Source organism: Psychrobacter urativorans (assembly GCF_904846695.1).
Classification (GTDB): Bacteria; Pseudomonadota; Gammaproteobacteria; order Pseudomonadales; family Moraxellaceae; genus Psychrobacter; species Psychrobacter urativorans.
Genome location: NZ_CAJHBR010000001.1, coordinates 28618 through 53802 on the forward strand (window position 1 = coordinate 28618; position 25185 = coordinate 53802).

Genomic DNA, 25185 nt, shown 5'->3' on the forward strand with positions numbered 1-25185 from the left:
TTGCAACATGCCAGCGTTATCCACTATTAATCCTGCCAAAAATGCTGCTGCTGTCACTACTGATCGAGGCTTGTATCGTCGCCGACGCTTGCTGAACAAAGTAGGCTTAGGGTTTGCCGCTTCCGCTATGATATTTGGGCTGTTTTGGCTGACGTGGATTTTGATAACTTTAGGCGTTGAAGGGATGCATGGCCTGCTTGAGATGCCAGTATTCACAGCTGATACACCGCCACCGTTGACTGATGGTGGCTTGCGTAACGCCATCATTGGGTCAGTGATGATTGCTGGTTCTGGCCTGTTTATTGGGGCGCCAATTGGGTTGCTGGCTGGGGTTTATTTAGCTGAATTCTCGCACGGTAATCGCTTGGGACAAGTTATACGTTTTTTGAATGATATTTTACTCTCTGCGCCATCGATTGTGATTGGTCTATTTATCTACGCATTATTAGTCAAAAACTATAGCTTTTCAGGCTGGGCTGGCGCTTTTGCCTTGGCACTTATTGTGATACCAGTAGTAGTAAGAACTACCGAAAGTATGCTGCTATTAGTGCCTAATCAACTGCGTGAAGCCGCTTACGCGCTGGGCACACCGAAGTGGAAGTTAGTATTAGGCGTAACTATGAAAGCGGCGCGGGCAGGTCTAACTACTGGGGTATTGCTGGCTTTTGCCCGTATCACTGGTGAGACTGCACCGCTGTTATTTACCGCTTTAAACAACCAATATTTCAGTCTGGATATGGGTAAGGCGATGGGTAATATGCCCAATACTATTTATCAATTCGCTATGAGTCCTTATGATAATTGGCATGCTCTTGCTTGGGCCGCAGCGTTGCTTATTACCTTTACTGTGCTGACCTTGAACGTGGCAGCTCGCTATATAGGTGGCAAAGAATACAGCTAATTTGGCTGGTGCAACCAATGAGCTGTGCTAATCAATGGCTTTAGCACTAGCCAGCAGCGAACTACTACTAGCAGTTACTATAATATTTATTGAAGATGACCCTTAATTAATAACTAATAATCGATATCCAGAATCAGTAATTAGCAATCAGGAGCTAGACCATGACTGACACTATTAAACGCTCTACTAAAAAGACTTCGCCAACTATCGCAGTGCCACGCCCTTTCGTTACTGCGCATAACACTGCCCCAGTAATCAGTAGCAATGCTAGCATTATGGCAGCCGTAGTAGAACCGCAAGCTCCTGCCAAAATTCAAATACGTGATCTTAACTTTTACTACGGTAGCTTTCGTGCGCTAAAAGACATCTCTATTGATATTCCAGAAAAGCAAGTTACCGCGTTTATTGGTCCTTCTGGCTGTGGTAAATCAACGCTACTGCGTACTTTTAACCGCATGTATGATTTGTACCCTAATATGCGCGCCGAAGGGGGAATCTATCTCGATGGTCACGATGTATTAGCAAAATCAATGGATGTTAATTTGCTACGTGCCAAGGTTGGCATGGTATTCCAAAAACCAACCCCCTTCCCAATGTCTATCTTTGACAATGTGGCATTTGGGGTAAGACTGTACGAAAAAATGTCAAAAGCTGAGCTAGTAGATCGGGTTGAGTGGGCGCTTAGAAAAGCGGCATTATGGGACGAAGTAAAAGACAAGTTACAAGCTTCTGGGCTATCACTATCTGGTGGTCAGCAGCAACGGCTCTGTATAGCACGTGGGGTGGCGACTAAGCCTGAAGTCTTGTTACTCGATGAGCCAACTTCTGCGCTAGACCCTATATCGACAGGGGCTATTGAGGATTTGATAGAAGATCTAAAACAGGATTATACCATCGCTATCGTCACCCATAATATGCAGCAAGCGGCACGAATTTCTGATCACACGGCTTATATGTACTTAGGAGATATGGTCGAAATGGGCAAAACCGATCAGATATTTACTAATCCTAGTCAGCAAGCGACAGAAGATTATATTACTGGCCGTTATGGCTAACCGCTGACAACCATTGCTGTTAATAATAGCTTTTATCGACACAGCTTTTATTAACGTAGCTATTTATTAAAACTGCTCTTCATAAATACTATTCTTTATTAAAAAGACCACTTACTGAGAATAATTATGCCTAATCAGATGTCTCATACCTCCAAAAGTTTTGACCAAGACTTGAGCGCAAGCACCGATTTGTTTTTAGAGATGGGGATGCTGGCTAGCAATCAAGTAGCGCAAGCGATGCAAGCTTTGTTAGAGAGTGATATGTTGTTAGCGCGACAAGTAGTTGAGAAGGACAGCGCCATTAATCAGTTAGAAGTGCAGATTGATGAGCATATATTATTACTAGTTGCTAAGCGGCAGCCAGCCGCGCGCGATTTACGTTATGTGATGGCAGTGAGTAAAGGGGTTGTTGACATAGAGCGTATTGGCGATGAAGCGGTAAAAATTGCCCATATGGCGCAGCAAATTGCCAAGGTTAATAGCCATACTTATTGCTACCATGAAGTCCAGCATTTGAGTAACCAAGTAAGAGTCATGCTCAGTAATGCACTGAGGTCATTTGAATACTTAAAGGCAGATAGCGCTTTTGAGGTAATGCGTAGTGACAATGAAGTGGACTTTGAATATCAGTCTGCTATTCGCGCCTTGATGACTTATGTCATGGCAGATGCTAGCCAAATTAGTCAAGTGATCAATTTGATGTGGGTATTGCGTGCGCTGGAACGTATTGGGGATCATGCACGCAATATTGCCGAATTAGTGATTTATATCAGTAGTGGCACTGATGTGCGCCATAGTGACTTTGCCACTGTGCAACAAGCGGTTGATGATGCTGGTAAAGCGGACAGCGATAAAGACAGTGCTGCTAATAATTGCTAATATAGGCTGGCTATTAGCAGTAAATAATATTAGCAGCACAAAGCACTAGCGGTTTGGTTGCCTATAAAACACCAATAAGTAGAGGCTTTGCTAGCTCGCTGTTAAATCTTCATAAGTCTGTTTATTTGGTTTCCGGCGTCCAACCTTGTGGGCGTTCATAATCTTGATTGTCCAAATATTTATCACGCTGCTCAGTCAAGAATTTCTTAGCTTCAGGATCCATCATACTTAAGTGGTTTTCGTTGATCAACATAGTTTGATGCTCAAGCCACTCTTTCCAAGCTTTGTCTGAAACAGTCTGTTGTAGCTCTTGACCCTTTTTATTAGGAAAGGGTGGGTGAGGCATTTTTGGTAAATCTTGCTGATATTTACGGCAAAATACAGTATTAGCTTGTGGGTTAAAGGTCTCGGTCATAAAGGACTCCTAGTTATTCAAAGGGATGTTTAAATAAGTGCTTGCTTCAACGTTACTGAACTATGATAAAGGGGTTAGGGCGCTTAGCAAAGCCTATTCGAGTTATAAAATTTATCTGAGTGACGCTATCCTGAATTTAGAGCTAGTAGTTGAGCACACAAATAAAAACACCTGCAATCGTAGCAGGTGTAATTAGTAATACAGGGATACTTTTAATCAAGCCACTAGGCAAATGCCTAAGCGACTAGTTAAATAACTGCGCCACTAGGCAAATAACCAAGCCATTAAGCAAATAACCAAGCCATTAAGCAAATAACTGAGACATTAAGCAAAAACTTCTAGGCGTGTACGTCCGCGAGCAATAGCTTGCTTAACTTGATTTGGAGCCGTACCCCCTAAGTGATCACGTGCCGCCAATGAACCTTCCAAAGTCAAGTATTCGAACACATCAGTACCGATAGCGGCACTAAACTGCTGTAACTGCGCTAAAGATAAATCGCTCAAATCAACCCCTTCTTTAATACCCAAAGCTACGGCATTGCCGACCACTTCATGAGCATCACGGAATGCGACACCGTTACGTACTAGGTAATCCGCTAGGTCAGTGGCAGTCGCATAACCTTTCATAGTAGCCGCGCGCATATTTTCTTTATTGGGGGTGATATTGGGCAGCATATCTCCAAAAGCTAGTAGCGAACCGGTTAAGGTATCTACGCAATCAAACAGCGGCTCTTTATCTTCTTGGTTATCTTTATTGTAAGCTAGCGGCTGACTCTTCATCAGGCTTAATAAAGTCATCAGCTGACCAAAGACGCGTGCTGCTTTACCACGTACTAACTCAGGTACATCAGGGTTTTTCTTTTGTGGCATGATAGATGAGCCGGTACAAAAGCGATCAGGAATCTGCACAAAATCAAATTGTGCTGACATCCATAAGATAATCTCTTCACTCATGCGTGACAAATGCATCATTAAAATAGAAGCTGCTGAGGTGAATTCAATGGCGAAGTCACGATCGGATACCGCATCTAATGAATTCTGGCAAATACCTTCAAAGCCAAGTAATTCTGCGGTAATAGTGCGATCAATCGGGAAAGTAGTACCAGCAAGGGCAGCGCTACCAAGGGGTAGCTGGTTGATACGACGACGGGCATCAACTAGACGCTCGGTATCACGATAGAGCATTTCAAACCAAGCCATGACATGATGACCGAAGCTAACCGGCTGTGCGGTCTGTAAGTGAGTAAAGCCTGGCATAATAGTATCAGTATGCTGTTCAGCCAAATTAAGAAGACCGGTCTGTAAACGCACTAATAGCGCGATAATGTTATCAGTCTCTTCACGTAACCAAAGACGAATGTCAGTAGCAACTTGATCATTACGACTGCGGCCAGTATGCAGTTTTTTACCAACTGCACCAATGATGTCAGTCAAGCGTGACTCAACATTCATATGCACGTCTTCAAGCTCAATAGACCAGTTAAACTCGCCCAGCTCAATCTCAGCCAATACTTGTTCTAGGCCATCAATGATAGTTGCTACTTCACTTTTAGTGAGAATGTCACATTCACCAAGCATAGTGGCATGCGCAATAGAGCCTTCGATATCATGGCGTGCAAAGCGTTGGTCAAAGCCTACGGAGGCAGTAAAAGCCGCAACGAAACTGTCAGTAGCTTCGCTAAAGCGCCCGCCCCACATTTGCTGACTGGGTGAGGAGCTATTTTTCTCAGGATGGTTAAGGTTAGAAACATCTGTGCTAAAATCAGATGAATTTTCATTTTGCTTAGGATGACTAAGGTTTGAAGAGTTGGCGTTCATATAGGTACAAGACAAATCAGAAGAATAAGGGCTCAAGTATAGCAAATGATGAGGTCGCCTTACTAGCTGAGCGTCTAGAGTTTTTTATTCCAAAGCTCATGGATATAATGGCACTTTGGCAATGGCTGCTGTGCATTGTTTTTTGGTCGTTATTTGTCACCATAATCAACCGCTATGAGCTGATAGCTTGGTCAGATTTTTTAATTTCTTTCTCCAGTCTTATCTTGCAAAATATAATAGCTATTTTGCCTGCTCTATATCTTATCGATTATCTACGCCCAGTCATCAAGTATAGCAACCCTATAAAAGTCAGTTTCTATATTCTACTGTTGTTTTTTACTACTAATGGTATCGCCACATCTTTAGTCATGTTGATGAGGATCACTGTCGGCTGGCTTGAATATATTCCGCAAGATTTTATCATAAATATTTTATTCAATATGTTGATTGCTGGCGGTTTCACTCTATTATTTTTACTATATTTTTTGCGCCGTCATTGTGAGCTTATGGCTTTAAAACAATCTTTTGAATACAAGCTCAGCGTTCAAAACGACCTTATTAAGGCGCGTATTGCCCCCCATTTCTTCTTCAACACTATTAATTCTTTGATGACTCTGGTTGAGTCTGATCCACCCCGTGCAGCTGATTTATTACAGCACATATCAGCGTTGTTTCGTGCCAGCTTTAATGGTGCACGTGAGATAAGTTTTGAGGAAGAGGTAGCGCTATGTGAGCATTATTTGGCTATTGAGTCGAGTCGTCTCGCTGATAAACTAGTGGTTAGATGGGACTTACCAGACGATGATATAATGTACGACATGATCATCACTGCCTTAACCCTGCAGAATATAATTGAAAAGATGCTACTGCATGTAGTAGAGATGACTACTGAGACTATCTTTATTGATATAAAAGTAATTTGGCAACAGCACCGTGTAACCCTTACTGTCACTGCACAGCTACCTAGTAAGACCTTAATGATAAGTTATGACTTGCATAACCATGTTGATTTTCATGTTCAAGATGAACGCCTAAAAACATATTTCGGTAAAAGTGCGTTTATAAAGAGTAAGGTAACTAATAAACAGATAATCACCACTATCGATTACCCTTTACAAGACGTTGCACTTTAATTATATTCACTCTGTTTGCAAATAAGCTAATAAACTGGCATATATATTGCAGTATAATTAGTGGTATAAGTCATAACTATAATTGAAGCTTGAAGAACATCACCTCATGTTATCGATTACCTCTATAGAAGAGGGTCTTTATAAGTATAGATTTTTGATTTATATTAAACTAATGTTCGTAATATTTTTACCTATTTTATTAGGGGTTCAACAGAATAAGATAAGATTGTGTATTTAAATAACTGTTTTATAAAATGGTTCTATAAGTCTACATGCTAATGGGTAGAGTTAGATATACTTAGCGTACAAAATGAGCAAGCGCTGTCTTATCAATACGAACTAAAACTGATTCAATAGGTAGTAATAAGGAGTTTGCATGAGGATTGTAGTTTGTGACGATGAGCCTTTAGCGCGCGAGCGTTTAGTCAGAATCGTACAAGAGTCAGGACATCAAGTGGTGGCTCAAGCTACGACTGGCAAAGAAGCTATTAATGCCGTAAAAGAACAGCAGCCTGATGTGATTCTTTTGGATATTCGCATGCCTGAAATGGATGGAGTAACTTGCGCCCAAGGGTTGAATAAACTGCAACATCCGCCAGCTATCATATTCGTTACCGCTTACGATCACTATGCCATCATTGCATTCAAAGCTAATGCTATTGGTTACTTGCTAAAACCTGCCAATAAAGACGAACTTTTAGAGGCGCTTAGTAAAGCTAAAAATTTAAATGCGGCGCAACTGAATGAAATTCGCAAACTTGAAGATCCTACGGCGCGACCTATTCGCGAACATATTGCGGCGCGTACTCATCGAGGTGTTGAGCTGATTAAGTTGGAAGATATCTATTATTTTACTGCTGATCAAAAATACGTCAAAGTTCGTCACAAAGAGGGTGTTGTACTGATAGATGATACCCTAAAAGAGCTTGAACAAGAGTTTGGTGACCGTCTGTTCCGGGTCCATCGTAATGCTATTATTAACCTAAGCTTTCTGGATTATCTAGAGACCGTTGATTCTGGCCAGTATCAAGTGCGTTTTAAGGGTATCGATGAAAATCTAGCGGTTAGTCGTCGCCACTTACCAGCATTAAGAGAAAAAATCCAAAGCATGTAAATGTTTTTTTTACTAATTTTAAGCTACTAAATAGTAAATAACTTGATATTGATGGCGGTTGTTGCGCTGTAAAGTCATTAAACAATCCTGTCGTATCATCAAACCCTTATTTATGTTTAAATAGGGGTATTTTTCTGTGCCACTATATATTTTCCTATATGTATTTTATATAACTCGTTGTTTTTTAACACTATATAGCACTTATTCTATTGAGGCCTATAATGAGTATTGTCCAGTCATTACCTTTAACTACTCTAAATATTGCCACTCGTCAAAGCCCCTTGGCTCTATGGCAAGCCGAGCACATACGTGATCGCTTATTGGCCTTATATCCTGAGATGACCATCAATTTACTAAAAATCGTCACGAAAGGTGACAAGATTTTGGATACGCCACTAGCGAAAATTGGTGGTAAAGGGTTATTTGTCAAAGAGCTGGAACAAGCGTTATATGAAAACCAGGCAGATATCGCCGTACATTCTTTAAAGGATGTGCCTATGCAATTGCCAGAAGGGCTGGTGTTAGGGGTTTACTGTAAACGTGCTTCACCAACCGATGCTTTTGTGTCCAATACTTATCAAAATATAGACCAATTGCCTCAAGGGGCAGTAGTTGGTACGGCAAGTTTGCGTCGTCAATGCCAGATTAAAGCTTATCGTCCAGATATACAAATCAAAAGCTTGCGTGGCAATGTAGGTACACGCCTGAGTAAGCTGGATGCTGGTGATTATGATGCTATTATATTGGCAACTAGTGGCCTACAGCGCATTGAGTTAGATGCTCGTATACGCAGTGAGCTAGATATTGATACTTGTTTGCCCGCTGTTGGACAAGGCGCTTTAGCAATAGAATGCCGTGAGGAAGACGCTGCAGTATTGGCGTTACTAGCGCCACTAAATGATGACCAAGCCCGTATTCGCTTGATCGCTGAGCGTGCTTTGAATAGACATTTAGAAGGGGGCTGTCAGATACCTATAGCAGCCTTCGCTGTACTACATGATCAGCACGCGACTGACATGAATAATGATGAAGAAGGGGATACTTTATGGTTGCGCGGACGAGTTGGACAACCGGATGGTAGCCAGCTGCTAAAATCTGAAAAGCGCACTATTTTAAGTGGTAGTCAAAGCGAAAAAGAAGCGCAAGCGAATCAGTTGGGTATTGAGGTGGCGAAGTTGTTATTAGCCCAAGGTGCTGGCGTTATATTATCAGAGATTTATCATCCAGAAGCTTAATCATCTATCGGTCGCCATAGTGCAATCGCCACTATACCTTTAGTATAAAAGCGCTAGCTAGTGAGTACAGACTAGTCATTCACTATTAGCGTAAAATGGGTTATCGGTCATGGCATCTTAATAACATGGTGTCTTAATAGTAGGGTGTCTTAATGGATAATCTATTAGCGCAAAAAGTAGCGAAGCCGATGGTCATCAATACTCGTCCCGTAGAGCGCGCCGCACCTTTGACTCAGTGTTTGCAAGCGGCAGGGTTTGAGGTTATTGATATGCCAATGCTAGCATTGCAAGTCAGAGCCATTACTGCAACTGATATAGATATTATGCGTGCTTGGCTGGCAGGAGAGTATCAAGCTTTAGTAATCGTCAGCCCTACAGCGGCGGCGGCGGGCTTAGCTCTATGGCAATCACTTGTTGCCCAGCCAAAGCATAATAAAGCCAATGAAAACCTAGCGCTTGCTAGTAGCCGCAGTTCGCAAGATAGTAATATGGTCAGCAGTACTGACTCTAGTTTGAGGGCTTATGATAGTTCAAATACTGAAGTTAATTTAGATATTAGCAACAGTCAGCTCAGTCAATTGACCGCACCTAGTGAGCTGATTGCGGTAGGGACGGCTACTGCTGAAGTACTACAACAAGCCCATCTGGCTATCAACAGTTACCAAGTGCGCCAGCCGACTATTGCCAATAATGAAGGCATGTTGGCAATGCCAGAAATTGATGGTTTGCGCGCGGGTGATAAGCTGCTGGTGTGGCGTGGTTTAGGGGGTAGACGACTATTAGTAGATACTTTACAAGCACGTGGGGTAACTATCGATAGTATCGCTTGGTACCAACGCACTATACCCAATGAGGCGGCAGCAAACTATCTGCATTGGTGGCAGCAGCACTCATTATCGCAGCCAGCAAAACCGCTACTACCAGTCTCAGCAGAATACTCACCAAGAACTATAGTCATTATCAGCAGCGGTAGTGCATTTGAGAATTGGCAACAAGTGGTTAGCCAAGCGCAGCTTTCTAGCCCAGATCTTGCTATCAATAGCGCTAAGCAATTAAATAGTGACCTGCCCAAATTGACAGATTTTATTTATGTGGTCTTGGGTGTGCGCTTAGCTGCAATGCTTGCTGAGCAGCAGCTTGATTACTTACAAGTAGAGGATCTGTTGCCGGCTACTATTGTTGCTGCCATTCAACATGCTGATTGAAAGCTTACTCTAAGTAGTTATAAACTTATCATTTACGGTGCTAGCCATGTCAACCGAATCTAAGCCATCATCCAAAATGCCAACTGCTGGACAGCAGCGGCAGCAGGCAAATATCTTATTACTGCGTCTACAGTGGTTGATTATTCTATTATTAATCATAGCTTTAGCGTGGCTATATATTAGTCAGCAACGCTTCCAAAATCAAGTCAATGAGCGTTTTAAAAGCAAAGAGCTGGTGACTGCTCGCTTAAATGAAATGGATGATCGCTTATTCGCCATCAGTCAGCAGGCGCTACCAACCCCTAGCACTGCTATCGGTAATCAAGCCCAAAATCAGCTGAACTTATTACGTATTCAACTACAAGCTACTGATAGCTTACTAGTTAATAACGACTATAAAGCAGCGATCGATTTACTGCGAGGCTTACAGTGGCAATTGTCACAGAATGCTAATGAGATTGCACCGGCATTAACCGTAGTGATTAAGCAAAGTCTCAGTGAAGACATTGAGCATTTGCAAGCGCAAAGTGCCCAGCCTAGCTCTTGGCAACTACAGAATCTAGCGATTCAAAATATTCAAGAATTCTTGCATAGTTATGAGGGTAGTACTAGGCAAAATGCTACCAATCCCAATAGTGCTAAGTCAATAAATAATAATAAGACAGTGCAACCACCGAGTAACTTATTAACGCGGCAACAGTTAACTATTCATGAAGTGATCATGACTCTCAATTTGGCCATTCAAGCCAGCAATATGCGTGAACAAGATCAACTGGCAAATTACCTATTGCAAGCACGGACGCAACTGCAGACCCTAACCGGCAAGGTAGCTACTAGCCAACAATTAACAAAACCATCTTTACCCGCCATAGCGAAAACTAAAACAGTAGAAGATAACCCAGTAGACCTCTCAGAAACCGATGGTTTAGATAGTATGGCAACCCCGACTAATATAGCAGAAGTTATCGTCTGGCTCGATAAGCTATTGGCCAATGCACCGACCCCGACCCCGTTAGTAACGGCGCAGATATTACAACAACCTAAAGGTCGAAATGACAAATAAAGTAGGTATTTTATGACTAATAGCCCCATTGTTAATCCCAGTAATGTTGGCCTCAATACTAATAATAGTGCTAGTAAGAGTGCTGATTCAGCAACATCGCTGCCAATTACTACTATTCACGCTATTCCTGAGAGCTTAGCAAATTATGTGGTAATCCATCAGCAGGCTGTACAGTGGGGTGAGATGGATGCCTTTAATCACCTCAACAATGTAGTCTATTATCGTTACGCAGAGTCGGCACGGATTACCTACTTACAAACGCTAGGTATGTTTGATGGCAGTATGATTACTATGCTGGCGCAATCAAGTTGCCAATATTTGCGACCGGTGACTTATCCTGATACCTTATTATTAGGGGTGCGCTGCCAACGTTTGGGTAATACTAGTATCATTATAGAATATGCTTACTATAGCTGTGAGCAACAAGTAATCGTTGCTAATGCGGAAGCGGTCATCGTTCGTCTAGACAGTTCAGGCAGCAAAAAACTACCTTGGACAGCGGCTGAACGCCAAAGATTATTAGCACTAGAGCAAGACTTTGGTCATACGCCACAAGTATAAAAAGTTGAAGAGTTCGCTAGATTAATCAGCCTGTCATAAGCTTGATAACAGCCGTTAATAAAAAAGGCAGGCTAACTTTAGTTAACCTGCCTTTTTTGATATTTGTTAGATTTTGAAGTTTTTAATGGTTAGTCGTGAGAAGGGGAATTAACAAAATCGACCACGTTTAATTCAAACCCTGATAAGGCATAGAACTTCATAGGCGAGGACAGTAAGCGCATATCACGGACGCCTAAATGACGTAGGATTTGGGCGCCAACTCCGATACTACGATAGGGCTGCTGAGTAATAGTTGATAACGACTTATTATCATCTGCTTTATCCAGCGCTTCTCCTAAATCGATAGGCTGATGGCTACCAATCCAGACCAAAACGCCACGTTCAGAGGCACTGATCTCCTGTAGAGCCGATTGCACGCTCCAACCACTACGACCTGTTGTGTCATTCTTGGCTGCGAACAAATCGCGTAAGGGATGAAAACCATGTACACGTACTGTACTTACGCCAGCGCTCACATCTCCTTTAACTAGGGCTAAATGAGTCTCATCAGCCCCAAACTCGCGGAAACGGTGCAGAGTAAAAGTACCGTATTCAGTCTCAAAAGCACGAGTCTCTATCTCTTCTACGGTCTGCTCATTAGCAATACGATAGTTGATCAAATCAGCGATAGTACCTATTTTTATATCATGCTCTTTGGCAAACACTTCTAGATCATCACGGCGCGCCATAGTACCATCAGGATTGATGATTTCGACGATAACTGCTGCTGGCTCAAGCCCTGCTAAGCGTGCAAGGTCACAGCCTGCTTCGGTATGGCCAGCGCGATGTAATACTCCACCATTTTGTGCCATGATTGGAAAAATATGCCCAGGCTGAACAATATCTTCAGGTTTAGCTGATGAAGCGACAGCGGCTTGAATAGTACGCGCGCGATCTGCAGCAGAAATACCAGTAGTTACCCCTTCGGCGGCCTCAATAGATACCGTAAAGTTGGTGCTGAACTTTGCCTCATTGCGATCTGACATTAAAGGTAGAGCGAGCTGCTGACAGCGTGCTTGCGATAAGGTCAGGCATACTAAGCCACGAGCGTGGGTAATCATGAAGTTGATGTCTTCTGGGCGCACATGAGTAGCGGCCATAATAAGATCACCTTCGTTTTCACGATCTTCATCATCCATTAATATAACCATCTTGCCAGCACGGATGTCTTCAATAATTTCAGGAACAGTATTTAAACTCATAAAAGTCTCTATATTTCGTTATTTATCATTATTTAAAAAGCGTAAGGGAATGGCTATGTAGCTATTGTAACAGCTGGCTATATGAGCTGCTGTAAGCATTAATAAATAGTAGTCATTAGTCTTTTTTATTATTAGGGTGGCGAGTTGTTATTGGTCTTGTTATAAGGTGAAGACTCAAACTTAAAGACTTATTAATTACCATAAAGTTATGTTAATAAAAATTATTAGCATATTCTAGCTTGTTTCAGTAGCTACTGCTGCTCCATCGTTAGACCCTTGGGTTTACTGTTTTATTCTATTTCAGCTGTTAGGCCTTGTAAGCGATTAATACCTAGTTCTAGTTCAGTCATTACTGGCAGCTTGGCTTTTTAGCCACTCTATGAACTGCTTACTATGCTGCTCACGTTGATTATCAGCATACTTATAAAACTGGGTATTTATTAAGGAATCAGGTAGATAAGATTGCGCATAGTAGTGATTAGGATAATTATGTGGATAAGCATAGCCAACCCCGTAGCCTTGATCACGCATCAGTTTAGTGACCCCATTACGCAGATGTAAGGGTACAGCAGAGGCATCAGTCTCAGCAAGTTTCATTGCTTCATTGATAGCTTGGTAAGTGCTGTTACTTTTGGCACTAGTGGCTAGATATACTACCACTTGACCTAAGATAATACGGGACTCAGGCATACCAATAGACTGCACACTACGCAAGGCCGCATCGGCAAGAAGCAGGGCATTTGGGTTCGCATTACCGATGTCTTCGCTGGCCAAAATCACCAAACGCCGAGCGATAAAGTCAGCTGGTTCGCCAGCAACTAACATTCTTGCCATCCAATATAGTGCAGCATCAGGATCTGAGCCACGCACTGATTTGATCATCGCAGATATAATGTCATAGTGCTGCTCACCGTCTTTATCGTAACGTACTAGTGCCGTTTGCGCCACACGACCAACCAATTGGTTATCAATGACAATAGAGGCTTGTGACCCTTGGGTGCTAGCCGTATTGTCAGCAGTTTGTACCGCTAGCTCCAACAGATTTAGTGCCTTACGAGCGTCACCATGAGATAACTGATTAATGAAGTCTGATGCTTGCAAATCAATATTTAGCGACTTTAATACTTTGTCTGTACTGATAGCCCGCTGTAATACAACGGCAATTTGCTCAGCGTTTAGTGGCTCTAAGCGATAAACTTGGCAGCGTGATAACAGCGCATTGTTGACACTAAAAGAGGGGTTTTCTGTAGTTGCGCCAATTAAAGTAATATCACCTGATTCTACCGCCCCTAACAAGGCATCTTGCTGGGCTTTATTAAAACGGTGAATTTCATCAATAAAAACTACTGGCGACTCAAAGCTTAATGAGTCCTTAGTATCTAATACTTCTCGCAGCTGTTTTACCCCAGTATTTAACGCTGATAAAGCATGAAAGGGGCGGCCTACTGCAGCGGCCAATAGCATCGCGATAGTAGTTTTTCCGATACCCGCTTCACCATGTAATATAATCGATGGCAGATGATTACGTTCAACCAAGCGTCGCAAAGGTGCGCCGACTGCTAGTAGATGTTCTTGGCCAACAATAGCTTCTAGCGTAGTCGGACGCATGCGCTGGGCAAGCGGTGTATCAGAATGAAAAGATGCAGACATAAGATTCTCTAGCTTATGGATAAAATAGAATTTTTGCCATTATTGGAGCTGTGTAGATTTCTGTACTAACAATAAGCATAGCGGTTGTGTTGCCCATAGGCAAAGTAGTGCTCTACTTATTGGGTTCCTTAAGGCTAATAATAAAATCGCTGGTAGAGGCTTATAGCTATTAGATTGTCACTATAGCAACCATCAGCAATGAGGATTTATAAATTTTATACAATTGTTTAACTGATATTAGGGCATATTGAGTATTCACAAGTCAGCTGCTTTTGGGTTGCTAAATTAAAAAGGTGTTATCGATGGTTTCTCGTCATGCGCTTAGCTTAGCGCTTAAGCAACAGTGGCAAGCGTTTGAGGCTAAGCCACAATCTCGTTATTTAACCTCAGGCGAGATAGCTTTGGCTTATTCAGTTTTTGCCGATAGTTTAGATGTTTCTGAGATACAGCTTAAAACAGCTTGGTGGGTACTCAAAAACTATGCTGTTAGTCCGAATGGCAATATCTATTTTCATCCAGCGGATTGGTGCCCTGACTTCAGTACAGTGTCTATTGGCAAGCAGAGCTGGCTGATTCATGAGCTAACCCATGTTTGGCAATTGCAGCGTGGTTTAAAGGTAGTGCGCGGCGCAATAATCAACCGTCGTTACAACTATATATTACAAACCGGCAAGTCTTTTTTTAACTACGGTATTGAACAGCAAGCGCGCATAGTACAAGACTATTTTGTACGACGTCAGTTGGGAGAGGACTGTAAAGAGTTAGAGGACTGCATTCCGTTTTTGCAAGCTAAAACCGATAATCCTAGTCAAGCTACCGATAACTCGTTTACGATTTAACGGCTCTATTTAAGCTATGTATTCGACTACTATTTTCGGTAAGCTTAGTTGAACGAATGACTTTATTTAGTTAAGGTAGTCAATAATTATATTGATTGAACAGATTTTTGTTCTGTATTTAGCTAAAAATGATTTCTTGTTGAAAGATATTTTAGCTACTTATAATCATTTAAAATTTTTAAACCGTCAATTAGGAGTGCCATTGTGATCTTTAAATTATCAACACTGTTAACAGCTATGCTAACGGGGACACTATTATTGACCGGTTGTCAGCAGCAATCTGCATCAGTGAACGATGATAAAGACAGCCAAACTAGTGAGCAAGTGGATGCCGAGGATAATAAGAAGGCGGTGCAAAGTGACTCGGCTAAAGCACGTATTGAGCAATTCCAACCTTTATATGTTGCTGAGGTAATGAGTCTACAGCGTCGCTTGCAAGCAGAGTATGATGCCTTTGAAGCCGCTGATACCTCAGTTGATGAGACTAGCTTATTGAATACTGATCCGCTTGCTACTGACGATAAAAACCCTACTGCTAGCAAAACTGAGCCAGTAATTCCACTAGCGCTCGACAGTAAAACTGGTAATAATCCTAAAACTATAGAACCTGATACTAGCGCTAATACTGAAATAAATACTAGCACTGAGATAGGTGAACGTGATCTTGAAGTGCTAAAACTTATCAGCTTGGAGCCGCAACAGCCTAGAATACTGACAGAAGCTCAGGCTACTAAACGTTATCAGCAAGCTATGAAAGCCTTGTATCAACCAGTAACGACTGAACTGACCGCCCAAGAAATAGATACTTTGATCACTATAAGTACTCTGCTACCGCAGTTGTTCGAACATGAAGAGATTGCCCAACGGGTTAATGCCAAAAGCCCAGCACTGGCACGGTTGATTGTGCAGTATCAAGTAGGTAAGCAAATAGAAGCCCAACAAGTTTTGGATATGCAGCAGATGAAAGTAACCCAACAACAAGAATTTGAAGGGTTAATGTCAAAGTTTAATGAAACTATTAAAGGCTACGATGAGCAGATCGCTAAATATGAGCAGACTCTAAAAGATTTTAAGTAGTTAGTTCTGACAGTCATTACTGAGTGCGCTAGTGATTCAGCAAATGTAGAAGCCCAAAACGATATTGAAGCTATATAGTAGGTAAGGCGTTAAGCAAAATTATGCTCAATTCATTAAAGGGTACGCATATCTGTTAACTAAGCTTAAACACTATAGAAAATAGAAAATAGAAAATAGAAAATAGAAAATAGAAAATAGAAAATAGAGAATAGAGAATAGAGAATAGAGACTATAGCCCATAAATACTAGTTAAAAATATGCATTGAGTATATCTGTTTGGTAAAAGGAAAGTGTGGTAAAACAAAGCGATAGCAAGACTTATGACAGTGGTGAAAACATAGGCAGTAATTACTAATGGAGACTAAATAACTACTGGTATAAAACCCCAGTTCACAAACATAATGCTGCTATAAAGACAATAAAGTTCTAGAAAATGGTTTTGGAGACCATCCCAGATTCTGTGTAACTGCCATTTAGATTAAATGCTTACTGATACGGTCATCAAACATAATCATAAAACGATTCAGAGCAGACGTCCAGTTACGGATTGGCATCGACCACTTTTTGGATGCCTGCTGGGTTGCCAGATAGACTACCTTGAATGCTGCCTGATCAGATGGAAATACTTTACGCTTATTCACCGCCGTCCGAATCACACTGTTTAGCGACTCTATCGCATTGGTGGTATAAATCACTTTTCTGATGTCTTTCGGGTACTCAAAGAACACCGTTAAGCCCTCCCAGTTATTACGCCAAGACTTGACCACGTGCGGATACTTATCCCCCCACACCTCATCAAAGTGCTCAAGGTTGGCCTCTGCTATCTCAAGCGTATCAGCGCCGTAGATGGCTTTTAAATCAGCTGCTACGGTCTTCTTATCTGTCCACGGTACGAACTTCATTGAGTAACGCACCATGTGTACGATACACAGCTGAACCTGAGCGTTGGGGTAGACGGTGTTGATGGCATCAGGGAAGCCCTTTAAGCCATCGACACAGGCAATGAGTATATCTTGTACCCCACGGTTTTGTAGTTCAGTTAGAACACCCAGCCAGAACTTAGCGCCTTCATTCTCTGAGAGCCACATACCAAGCAGCTCTTTCTTACCGCTAAGATTGACGCCTAGGGCTAAGTAAATGGCCTTGTTGATGATCTGCTTGTCTTGACGTACCTTAACAACAACGCAGTCTAAATAGACGATAGGATAAACACTGCTCAGCGGCCGGTTCTGCCAAGCGGTGATGTCCTCTAATATGTTATCGGTGACTCTTGAGACAAGAGAGCTTGAGATGTCGACATCGTAGAGCTCTTTAATGCTCTCTACGATCTCAGTGGTGGTTTGACCCTTGGCGTAAAGGAATATGATTTTATCATCGAGACCTGAGATACGGGTTTGATGCTTACTAACGAGTACAGGCTCAAAGTCACCATGACGGTCTCTTGGGGTGGATATCTCAAGATCGCCTGTGTCACTGCGGACGGTCTTTTTAGTGTGCCCGTTACGCTTATTAGATTTATCCGCCTTTTCATGTTTGGGGTAGCCGAGATGGTCTTCCATCTCAGCCTCTAAGGCAGTATCGATAAAGGATTGCATGAGCTGCTTTTGGAAGTCTTTGATGTCATCAAAGCTTTTCATGCTACCAGCCATTTGCTCGGCCAGTTTTTTAATGTCAGATTGAGTAGTCATTGCTTATTCTCCGGTTAGTGGATTATAAGCAGTTACACAGTTTTTAGGAAACTCCCTGGTTTTGCGCTCTTAACTCACTAGTTAGTATCAAAATCCTATCTATAATTTCATTCATTTTTTAAAAAATTAACAGAGTCATCATAATATGTCATGTCAATTAATTGATTAGCATCTTTAGGTAATGTATCCGAAGAGTAGTCAGTGATATCTCTGTTGCCAAAATTATAACTTACACCAAGAAGCTGCTTGTCACATTTTATACATTGATATTTATTACCTCTTATACCAATAGGAATTGCTATAGATTTGCAAGGACAATTAACACTGTGCTCTTTTAAAAGCATTACATTCATAAGCATTGGGTCACTAGTATCACCTTTATAATCCACTTTGGATTTATAACTGAATAGCGACAGAAGCCTTTTAGTGAAATCCATAAGAACCTTATTGAAACTGTTGCTTTAACTAAGTTTACTGTATGCTCTACAGATCCTGTAAATTAGACTATATCCTATACCTAATATGAGCTTAATGATAATAATTATTATGCCAATATCATTGGGAAGCTACAGAATAATGATAATAATGAAGCTCTAAAAATACTTCGAAACAGCACTTACTAATCCCGCATAGGCAGCATTTATTACAATTAGTTACTCAGTATACGACTGTAAGTATTGCTAGCCAAGCTATATGCATTTTGCAGATTACAGGCAACAGTATATTATTGACGGTCAAATCAGTGTAGCTTTGAGCAGATAATGGTTACAGTCTGAGTCAAATAAATATTTCAATAAAAGTAATGAATAACCTCGTTGGCTCCCATTACACACTCAAACAGAGCCAAAAAATCCCGCACATGGCGGGATTTTTTGATTTAACAATAGGCTTAATAGAAAGTCATAACCTTACTTACGATCTTTAACTTCTACGAAGTCACGATGAGTCTCACCAGTGTACAACTGACGCGGACGACCGATTTTGAACGGTGCGCTATGCATCTCAAGCCAATGGCTGATCCAACCTGAAGTGCGAGCCAATGAGAAAATAACTGTAAACATTGAAGTTGGGATACCTATGGCTTTTAGAATAATACCAGAGTAAAAATCAACGTTTGGATATAAGTTACGCTCAATGAAGAACGGATCTTCTAAAGCGATTTTCTCTAGAGCCATAGCCAATTCAAGCTTAGGATCGTTAATACCAAGGGCAGTAAGTACTTCATCACAAGTCTCTTTCAATACTTGTGCGCGTGGATCGAAGTTCTTGTAGACACGATGACCAAAGCCCATTAGTTTCACTTCACGGCTTTTTACTTTTTCCATAAAGGCTGGTACGTTTTCTACGGTACCGATCTCATCCAACATCTCTAGGACTGCTTCGTTAGCCCCACCGTGTGATGGACCCCAAAGTGCAGCAATACCAGCAGCGATACAAGCATAAGGATTTGCGCCGGTTGAGCCAGCCAAACGTACAGTAGACGTAGAAGCATTTTGCTCATGATCAGCATGCAAAGTAAAGATTTTATCCATGGCTTTGGCGATGATTGGATTAACCTTGAAATCAACGTCAGCAGGAGTAGCAAACATCATGTAAACGAAGTTTTCAGCATAATTCAAGTCATTACGCGGGTACATGAAAGGTTCGCCTTTTGAGTATTTATAACTCATAGCAGCAAGGGTTGGCATCTTTGCAATCAAACGAATAGCAGTAATTTCGCGATGATGCTCATTATCGACATCTAAGCCTTCATGATAGAACGCTGATAAAGCACCAACGACACCAACCATGATAGCCATAGGATGCGCGTCACGACGGAAACCTTCAAAGAATTTACGTAATTGATCATGTACTGCTGAATGCTTACGAACCTTTTCATAGAAGTCTGCTTTTTGCTCAGCATTGGGCAGTTCGCCATGAACAAGCGCATAGGCCACTTCTAAGTATTCAGCATTGTTAGCCAATTGATCGATAGGATAGCCGCGATATAGTAGTTCGCCTTTACCACCGTCAATAAAAGTTATTTTTGATTCAACAGGAGCAGTTACTTTAAACCCAGGATCATAAGACCAGTAGCCGGCTTCTTGTAAAGCAGCAATATCTAGAACCGGGCGCCCTAAAGACCCCTTGATAACTGGAAATTGGTATTCCTTACCGTCTACATTTAGTGTGGCGTTATTATTAGCTTTGATGTTATCAGCCATAAGTTCCTCTCTATTGGTTTTACATTATTAGCATAAAATACTGGCGATATATGATTATTACATCATGGCCAGATAAACGAACAAACGAACAAACTTAACTATGCTTAGATTGAAGCTATATTAGCAGTAAAGAGTAATGGTTTGAAAAGACTTTTACTAGTAAATCCTCTGATTCACGTGGTTTAATGGGCTTTGCAGCTACTAATTTTTGTATCAAAATATGTCTACTTAGTAATTTTAACTGTTTTCTAATGTTAATCAGTAGTTAAAAAATCCTCTTTAGCTAAATAACCACGCTATATAATTAGTAAGATTTTATTAACTATTATAATTATTATCAAAGCTAGCATAGACAGGATATGCTCAACAGCGAAACACTGAAGCAATAATTCAGCGCAAGTGACATATAATAGTAGCGGCTGAATTTTCTAAATCCAAACTATTTTCGATTCTCTAAAGTATATTCGGTATTTAGGGGATAAATTTGTATTTCAGGCATAAGCATTTTATAATTGGCATAATTTGGCTGATACTAAAGATGCGCAAATAAAAAGTATCTGCTTTAGTTTTAATACTTTATTTTAGCTTGTTAGTAATTGCTGTAAAAACTTATACTTTGTTACGATTAATTGACTAATTTATAGCTTTAACAACGGTTTACGCCTTGAATGTTGAGCCCGATTATCCTATTTTGATAGTGCTGGCTATTTAGTCCTACTTAACAAAAGATGACAAATAAAAGTTATCTTTTTTGCGTTAAAGGGCATAGATAAGATTTAATTAACACTATTATAGAATGGTCACTTGATAATAATGACTGTTATGAATATCAGATTGGTTCTATTAGTTATTCATAATGAGTTACAGTGCTGCTTATAAATAAATTAGACAAAATTAATTTGCGCAAAGTTAGTAAAGTCAGCTAGCTCTTCCTTATTTTATTCGTCCTGTGTAGTGTTAAGTGTGTTTGTAGACGATCATCAAACCATAAGCAGCTACCGGATATAACCACAAAAGGATGCCCGCTGTGAAAAGCAACCGCCCCATAGATCTGCCTTTGAGCCAAGTGATTAGCGTCAATGCAAAGTCGCCTATTGCCGTAGCTTCAATTCTACATCGCGTCTCTGGCATTGTTTTATTTTTACTTATTCCTGTCATGCTTTGGCTATTACAGACTTCATTAGCCTCGCCTGAAAGCTTTGAGACCGTTTTTGATAACGTTCTTGTACGTTTTGTGGCTTGGATATTCGTCGCCGCTATTGCTTATCATTTTGTGATGGGTATGAAGCATTTATTAGCTGACATGGGTATGAATGAGAGCTTAAAATCTGGCCGCACAGCTGCTGTTGTTGGTTTTGTCATCGCCGCGATCTTGATTGCCGCGTCATTTGTATGGGTGATGTTCTAATGATCAAAAATGATTCAGGAATTAAAAGCGCCACTGGTTTAACTGGCTCAGGATCACGCGATTGGATAGTGCAACGCTTCGGTGCTGTGGTATTAGCCGTCTATAGTGTCGTGCTGCTAGGGTTCTTTTTAACGCACAGTGATGTCAGCTTCATTGAATGGTCAGACTTTATGACTAGCTTGCCAATGCGCTTATTTAGTTTAGTGGCTATTATTGCACTGGCTGGCCATGCATGGGTAGGGATGTGGACAGTATTTACTGACTATATTACTACTAATAAGATAGGGCCAAAAGCTAGTGGTCTGCGCCTGATCTTACAAGCTTTGATGATAGCCGCTATTTTAGTTTATGTATTCTGGGGCGTCATGATCTTTTGGGGTAATGGCTTCGGGGTCATTGCGGTTTAACTTTACTAGTTAGAAATATTTTTAATGTATAAATAGTGATGGACTGCCAAGTCAAGTTTATTGAGGATGTGGATGTTTAAAAGCAACTACGCAATACCATATAAGTAAATCAGCATAAGCAACTTGGTAAATATATTATTTGGTAGCCCGTGTATTGACTCCGCAAGCATTAACAAGCATTAGGAAAACCGTAATGGCAACTAGACAAGATAATACTATCAGCAATATAAAAACCCTAAATTACGATGCGATCATCGTTGGTGGTGGCGGGTCAGGTATGCGTGCCTCATTACACCTAGCTGAAGCAGGTATGAATGTCGCGGTACTTACCAAAGTATTTCCAACGCGCTCACACACTGTCGCCGCTCAAGGTGGTATTGGAGCCAGCCTTGGCAACATGAGTAATGATAACTGGCATTTTCACTTTTATGATACTGTCAAAGGTTCAGACTGGTTAGGCGATCAAGACGCTATCGAGTACATGTGCCGCGAAGCACCAAAAGTGGTTTATGAGCTTGAGCATATGGGTATGCCGTTCGATAGAAACGAAGATGGTACGATCTATCAGCGTCCGTTCGGTGGTCATACTTCAAACTATGGTGAAAAAGCCGTACAACGCGCTTGTGCAGCAGCTGACCGTACTGGTCATGCAATGCTACATACTTTATATCAAAAAAACCTTGAACAAGGTACACAATTTTTTATCGAGTGGATTGCGCTTGATTTGATCAAAGATGAAGCTGGTAACATTAATGGCGTTATTGCTCTTGAGCAAGAAACAGGTACAGTCGCCGTATTCCAAGCCCCTATTACTGTATTAGCAACTGGCGGAGCTGGTCGTATCTTTGCCGCCTCTACTAATGCTTATATTAATACTGGTGATGGTATTGGCATGGCGGTTCGTGCTGGTGTCCCTCTACAAGATATGGAGTTCTGGCAGTTTCATCCAACGGGTGTTGCCGGTGCCGGTGTACTGCTGACTGAAGGTTGTCGCGGTGAAGGCGCTATCTTACGCAATAAAGATGGTGAAGCTTTCATGGAGCGTTATGCGCCAACTGTAAAAGACTTGGCGCCTCGTGATTTAGTTTCGCGCTCTATGGATCAAGAAATTAAAGAAGGTCGTGGTTGTGGTCCTAATGGCGATTATATCGTGATGGACATGACGCACTTAGGTGTCGAAACTATTATGAAACGCTTGCCATCAGTGTTCGAGATTGGTAAAAACTTCGCTAACGTAGATATCACTAAAGAGCCTATTCCAGTTATCCCAACCATTCATTATATGATGGGAGGTATTCCTACTACTATCCACGGTCAAGTGATCACCCCTGATCTAGAAGCAGGCACTGATGAAGAGGGCAGATATACTGAAGGCACTGTAGTTAAAGGTCTTTATGCTATTGGTGAATGTGCCTGTGTAAGTGTGCATGGTGCCAACCGTTTAGGCACTAACTCACTGCTTGATTTACTGGTCTTTGGTCGCGCTGCGGGCAAACATATCGTTGACGAATATCATCATGCCGATCATACCTACAAACCGCTTGATCCGCATGTACTTGATTTTACCGTTAACCGTTTAGACAAGTTACAACAATCCACTGAAGGCTACAACGCACAAGATGTGGCTGATGAGATCCGCGAAATCATGCAGAAGCATGCTAGCGTATTCCGTACGCAAGCTATGATGGATGAAGGGGTTGAAAGAATCTTAGCGCTAGGGGATAAGATTGACCAAATTCACCTTACCGATAAGTCACAAGTGTTTAATACTGCGCGTATTGAGGCCTTTGAAGTAGCTAACTTATACGAAGTAGCTAAAGCTACTATGGTATCAGCCGCTCATCGTCATGAAAGCCGTGGTGCGCACAGTGTAGCGGATTATGATCGCCCAGAAGATGATGATTATGCACCAAACGGTCGTAACGACCACGATTGGATGAAGCATACCTTATGGTATTCTAAAGATAATCGGGTGGTTTATAAGCCAGTTCGCACTGTACCCTTGACCGTAGATTATATTGAGCCAAAAGTTCGCGTCTATTAATATTAAGCGTCAACTGATTAGCAGATAAGTAATCATTCATTATTCATTTATTAAAAGATGACCGCCAGCTACAAGTTTATGCCAGCGCCGCGCTTTTATTGATAAGCCTATTGATAAAAGCTGGCGCAACCATAAAGCAATTCTTGTACGCTCGCCCTCACTTAGTGTGGAGTTTAGTATTATGAGCAGAGGTACTCGCACCATCGAAATTTATCGCTACGATCCTGACAAGGACGCAGCGCCACGTATGCAGACTTATACCATTGAGCTATTAGACTCTGATCGTATGTTACTCGACTTGCTATTACGTCTAAAAAAGCAAGATGAAACTATTACTTTCCGTCGCTCTTGTCGTGAAGGTATCTGTGGCTCTGATGGTATGAACATCAATGGTAAGAACGGTTTGGCTTGCTTGCTGAACATGAATACTTTACCTGAGAAAATTACTATCCGTCCCCTCCCAGGTTTACCTGTAGTGCGTGATTTAGTCGTCGATATGAACCAGTTCTATGAGCAGTATGAGAAGGTTCATCCTTACTTAATCAACGATCAGCCAGCACCACCAACTGAGCGTCTACAGTCGCCTGAACAGCGTGATAAACTTAACGGTCTTTACGAGTGTATCTTATGCGCTTGCTGTTCTACTAGCTGCCCATCATTTTGGTGGAACCCTGATAAATTCTTAGGCCCGTCAGCACTGTTGCATGCTTATCGATTTGTAGCAGATAGCCGTGATAATGATACTCAAGCCCGTTTGGCACGTTTAGATGATCCGTTTAGCTTATTCCGCTGCCGTGGCATCATGAACTGTGTATCAGTGTGTCCTAAAGGTTTAAATCCTACACAAGCGATTGGCCATTTGCGTAATATGCTAATTGACCAAGCAGGGTAGTATCTAGCCAATAGTTGCCGGCAACAGGCAATAGAAGCTATCTAAAAAAACACAGCATAAAACATCGTCAGTAAGCTGGCGGTGTTTTTTTTGGTTTCAGGACATTGAGTAGGGTGTGGTAGACGGCAAGAATCTGCTCTAGATAGTTATTGGCAGCTAGCCCTTGAAATTGATTAGAGTTGTTATGGTCAGCTCGAGTACAAGTGACTAGCTTAGTTATCGACACTATTAGCCATAACCAGCTACTATGACTGCTATCTATCTGCTTGTAATTTTATAATAGCGTCGCGTTGATAGCCTGTAAAAATCTATTTTTTCTTAACTAATGAGCAATAGCTAGTAAAATGCTGATTTTC

Annotated in this window: 22 protein-coding genes; 15 read left to right on the forward strand and 7 right to left on the reverse strand. The window is 41.5% G+C overall.

Annotated features, from left to right (window positions below; genetic code table 11):
* Positions 1–7 precede the first annotated feature (7 nt).
* From pstA to phoU, 3 genes are all read left to right on the forward strand, one after another.
* Positions 8–901 (forward strand): phosphate ABC transporter permease PstA, encoded by an 894-nt coding sequence (gene pstA / locus JMY09_RS00115; protein ID WP_201621569.1) that lies wholly within the window; start codon positions 8–10, stop codon positions 899–901.
* Between the two features lie 275 nt (positions 902–1176).
* Positions 1177–1956, forward strand: coding sequence for a phosphate ABC transporter ATP-binding protein PstB (gene pstB, locus JMY09_RS00120; protein WP_201621926.1), 780 nt, complete (start codon positions 1177–1179; stop codon positions 1954–1956).
* A gap of 126 nt (positions 1957–2082) precedes the next feature.
* Positions 2083–2835 carry a phosphate signaling complex protein PhoU gene (gene phoU / locus JMY09_RS00125; protein WP_201621570.1) on the forward strand — a complete coding sequence of 251 codons (753 nt, stop codon included), beginning with the start codon at positions 2083–2085 and terminating at the stop codon, positions 2833–2835.
* 121 nt (positions 2836–2956) lie between these two features.
* On the opposite strand, the gene JMY09_RS00130 is transcribed toward phoU, so the two are convergent.
* Together JMY09_RS00130 and argH are read right to left on the reverse strand one after the other, a co-directional pair.
* Positions 2957–3250, reverse strand: a complete 294-nt coding sequence (locus tag JMY09_RS00130; RefSeq protein WP_201621571.1) for an oxidative damage protection protein — start codon at positions 3248–3250, stop codon at positions 2957–2959.
* Positions 3251–3574: 324 nt separating this feature from the next.
* Positions 3575–4948 (reverse strand): argininosuccinate lyase, encoded by a 1374-nt coding sequence (argH, locus tag JMY09_RS00135; RefSeq protein WP_201621927.1) that lies wholly within the window; start codon positions 4946–4948, stop codon positions 3575–3577.
* A 227-nt stretch (positions 4949–5175) separates the two neighbouring features.
* On the opposite strand from argH, the gene JMY09_RS00140 reads away from it, so the two are divergent.
* The 6 genes from JMY09_RS00140 (at position 5176) to JMY09_RS00165 (ending at position 11379) form a co-directional block, all read left to right on the forward strand.
* Entirely contained in the window at positions 5176–6201 is a 1026-nt protein-coding gene (locus JMY09_RS00140) for a histidine kinase (protein ID WP_227677080.1), read from the forward strand.
* A 376-nt stretch (positions 6202–6577) separates the two neighbouring features.
* Positions 6578–7315, forward strand: a complete 738-nt coding sequence (locus tag JMY09_RS00145; protein ID WP_201621573.1) for a LytR/AlgR family response regulator transcription factor — start codon at positions 6578–6580, stop codon at positions 7313–7315.
* 221 nt (positions 7316–7536) lie between these two features.
* Entirely contained in the window at positions 7537–8550 is a 1014-nt protein-coding gene (gene hemC / locus JMY09_RS00150) for a hydroxymethylbilane synthase (RefSeq protein WP_201621574.1), read from the forward strand.
* A gap of 152 nt (positions 8551–8702) precedes the next feature.
* Positions 8703–9755, forward strand: a complete 1053-nt coding sequence (locus JMY09_RS00155) for a uroporphyrinogen-III synthase (protein ID WP_201621575.1) — start codon at positions 8703–8705, stop codon at positions 9753–9755.
* A gap of 46 nt (positions 9756–9801) precedes the next feature.
* The gene (locus tag JMY09_RS00160; protein WP_201621576.1) at positions 9802–10818 is read left to right on the forward strand and encodes a hypothetical protein; all 1017 of its coding nucleotides are present in this window, start codon (positions 9802–9804) and stop codon (positions 10816–10818) included.
* Between the two features lie 12 nt (positions 10819–10830).
* Positions 10831–11379 (forward strand): acyl-CoA thioesterase, encoded by a 549-nt coding sequence (locus tag JMY09_RS00165; protein WP_201621577.1) that lies wholly within the window; start codon positions 10831–10833, stop codon positions 11377–11379.
* Between the two features lie 128 nt (positions 11380–11507).
* Here JMY09_RS00165 and ribBA read toward each other — a convergent pair whose 3' ends face one another.
* Positions 11508–12620: a bifunctional 3,4-dihydroxy-2-butanone-4-phosphate synthase/GTP cyclohydrolase II gene (ribBA, locus tag JMY09_RS00170; RefSeq protein WP_201621578.1), complete on the reverse strand. Its 1113-nt coding sequence runs from the start codon at positions 12618–12620 to the stop codon at positions 11508–11510.
* 342 nt (positions 12621–12962) lie between these two features.
* Positions 12963–14270 (reverse strand): replication-associated recombination protein A, encoded by a 1308-nt coding sequence (locus JMY09_RS00175; RefSeq protein WP_201621579.1) that lies wholly within the window; start codon positions 14268–14270, stop codon positions 12963–12965.
* 302 nt (positions 14271–14572) lie between these two features.
* Between JMY09_RS00175 and JMY09_RS00180 the strand changes: the two genes are divergently transcribed.
* Both JMY09_RS00180 and JMY09_RS00185 read left to right on the forward strand, forming a co-directional pair.
* The gene (locus JMY09_RS00180; protein WP_201621580.1) at positions 14573–15109 is read left to right on the forward strand and encodes a type IV secretion protein Rhs; all 537 of its coding nucleotides are present in this window, start codon (positions 14573–14575) and stop codon (positions 15107–15109) included.
* A gap of 204 nt (positions 15110–15313) precedes the next feature.
* Entirely contained in the window at positions 15314–16186 is an 873-nt protein-coding gene (locus JMY09_RS00185) for a hypothetical protein (RefSeq protein ID WP_201621581.1), read from the forward strand.
* Positions 16187–16659: 473 nt separating this feature from the next.
* On the opposite strand, the gene JMY09_RS00190 is transcribed toward JMY09_RS00185, so the two are convergent.
* From JMY09_RS00190 to gltA, 3 genes are all read right to left on the reverse strand, one after another.
* Entirely contained in the window at positions 16660–17874 is a 1215-nt protein-coding gene (locus tag JMY09_RS00190; RefSeq protein WP_201621582.1) for an IS256 family transposase, read from the reverse strand.
* Between the two features lie 107 nt (positions 17875–17981).
* Positions 17982–18311 carry a hypothetical protein gene (locus JMY09_RS00195; RefSeq protein WP_201621583.1) on the reverse strand — a complete coding sequence of 110 codons (330 nt, stop codon included), beginning with the start codon at positions 18309–18311 and terminating at the stop codon, positions 17982–17984.
* Between the two features lie 471 nt (positions 18312–18782).
* Positions 18783–20078, reverse strand: coding sequence for a citrate synthase (gene gltA, locus JMY09_RS00200; RefSeq protein WP_201621584.1), 1296 nt, complete (start codon positions 20076–20078; stop codon positions 18783–18785).
* Between the two features lie 1018 nt (positions 20079–21096).
* Here gltA and sdhC point away from each other — a divergent pair.
* The 4 genes from sdhC (at position 21097) to JMY09_RS00220 (ending at position 24829) form a co-directional block, all read left to right on the forward strand.
* Positions 21097–21486 carry a succinate dehydrogenase, cytochrome b556 subunit gene (sdhC, locus tag JMY09_RS00205; protein ID WP_201621585.1) on the forward strand — a complete coding sequence of 130 codons (390 nt, stop codon included), beginning with the start codon at positions 21097–21099 and terminating at the stop codon, positions 21484–21486.
* A 20-nt stretch (positions 21487–21506) separates the two neighbouring features.
* Positions 21507–21893, forward strand: coding sequence for a succinate dehydrogenase, hydrophobic membrane anchor protein (gene sdhD / locus JMY09_RS00210; protein WP_227677108.1), 387 nt, complete (start codon positions 21507–21509; stop codon positions 21891–21893).
* A gap of 193 nt (positions 21894–22086) precedes the next feature.
* Complete coding sequence (gene sdhA, locus JMY09_RS00215) at positions 22087–23937, forward strand: succinate dehydrogenase flavoprotein subunit (RefSeq protein ID WP_201621587.1); 1851 nt, start codon at positions 22087–22089, stop codon at positions 23935–23937.
* Between the two features lie 181 nt (positions 23938–24118).
* On the forward strand, positions 24119–24829 hold the full coding sequence (locus JMY09_RS00220) for a succinate dehydrogenase iron-sulfur subunit (protein WP_201621588.1): 711 nt from the start codon (positions 24119–24121) through the stop codon (positions 24827–24829).
* The last annotated feature ends 356 nt before the right edge of the window (positions 24830–25185 follow it).

Excerpts from the sequence above, each read along its gene's own strand:
- pstA (WP_201621569.1), top strand. The coding sequence starts at position 8 with ATGCCAGCGTTATCCACTATTAATCCTGCCAAAAATGCTGCTGCTGTC.
- pstB (WP_201621926.1), top strand. The coding sequence starts at position 1,177 with ATGGCAGCCGTAGTAGAACCGCAAGCTCCTGCCAAAATTCAAATACGT.
- phoU (WP_201621570.1), top strand. The coding sequence starts at position 2,083 with ATGCCTAATCAGATGTCTCATACCTCCAAAAGTTTTGACCAAGACTTG.
- JMY09_RS00130 (WP_201621571.1), bottom strand. The coding sequence starts at position 3,250 with ATGACCGAGACCTTTAACCCACAAGCTAATACTGTATTTTGCCGTAAA.
- argH (WP_201621927.1), bottom strand. The coding sequence starts at position 4,948 with ATGTGGGGCGGGCGCTTTAGCGAAGCTACTGACAGTTTCGTTGCGGCT.
- JMY09_RS00140 (WP_227677080.1), top strand. The coding sequence starts at position 5,176 with ATGGCACTTTGGCAATGGCTGCTGTGCATTGTTTTTTGGTCGTTATTT.
- JMY09_RS00145 (WP_201621573.1), top strand. The coding sequence starts at position 6,578 with ATGAGGATTGTAGTTTGTGACGATGAGCCTTTAGCGCGCGAGCGTTTA.
- hemC (WP_201621574.1), top strand. The coding sequence starts at position 7,537 with ATGAGTATTGTCCAGTCATTACCTTTAACTACTCTAAATATTGCCACT.
- JMY09_RS00155 (WP_201621575.1), top strand. The coding sequence starts at position 8,703 with ATGGATAATCTATTAGCGCAAAAAGTAGCGAAGCCGATGGTCATCAAT.
- JMY09_RS00160 (WP_201621576.1), top strand. The coding sequence starts at position 9,802 with ATGTCAACCGAATCTAAGCCATCATCCAAAATGCCAACTGCTGGACAG.
- JMY09_RS00165 (WP_201621577.1), top strand. The coding sequence starts at position 10,831 with ATGACTAATAGCCCCATTGTTAATCCCAGTAATGTTGGCCTCAATACT.
- ribBA (WP_201621578.1), bottom strand. The coding sequence starts at position 12,620 with ATGAGTTTAAATACTGTTCCTGAAATTATTGAAGACATCCGTGCTGGC.
- JMY09_RS00175 (WP_201621579.1), bottom strand. The coding sequence starts at position 14,270 with ATGTCTGCATCTTTTCATTCTGATACACCGCTTGCCCAGCGCATGCGT.
- JMY09_RS00180 (WP_201621580.1), top strand. The coding sequence starts at position 14,573 with ATGGTTTCTCGTCATGCGCTTAGCTTAGCGCTTAAGCAACAGTGGCAA.
- JMY09_RS00190 (WP_201621582.1), bottom strand. The coding sequence starts at position 17,874 with ATGACTACTCAATCTGACATTAAAAAACTGGCCGAGCAAATGGCTGGT.
- JMY09_RS00195 (WP_201621583.1), bottom strand. The coding sequence starts at position 18,311 with ATGGATTTCACTAAAAGGCTTCTGTCGCTATTCAGTTATAAATCCAAA.
- gltA (WP_201621584.1), bottom strand. The coding sequence starts at position 20,078 with ATGGCTGATAACATCAAAGCTAATAATAACGCCACACTAAATGTAGAC.
- sdhC (WP_201621585.1), top strand. The coding sequence starts at position 21,097 with ATGCCCGCTGTGAAAAGCAACCGCCCCATAGATCTGCCTTTGAGCCAA.
- sdhA (WP_201621587.1), top strand. The coding sequence starts at position 22,087 with ATGGCAACTAGACAAGATAATACTATCAGCAATATAAAAACCCTAAAT.
- JMY09_RS00220 (WP_201621588.1), top strand. The coding sequence starts at position 24,119 with ATGAGCAGAGGTACTCGCACCATCGAAATTTATCGCTACGATCCTGAC.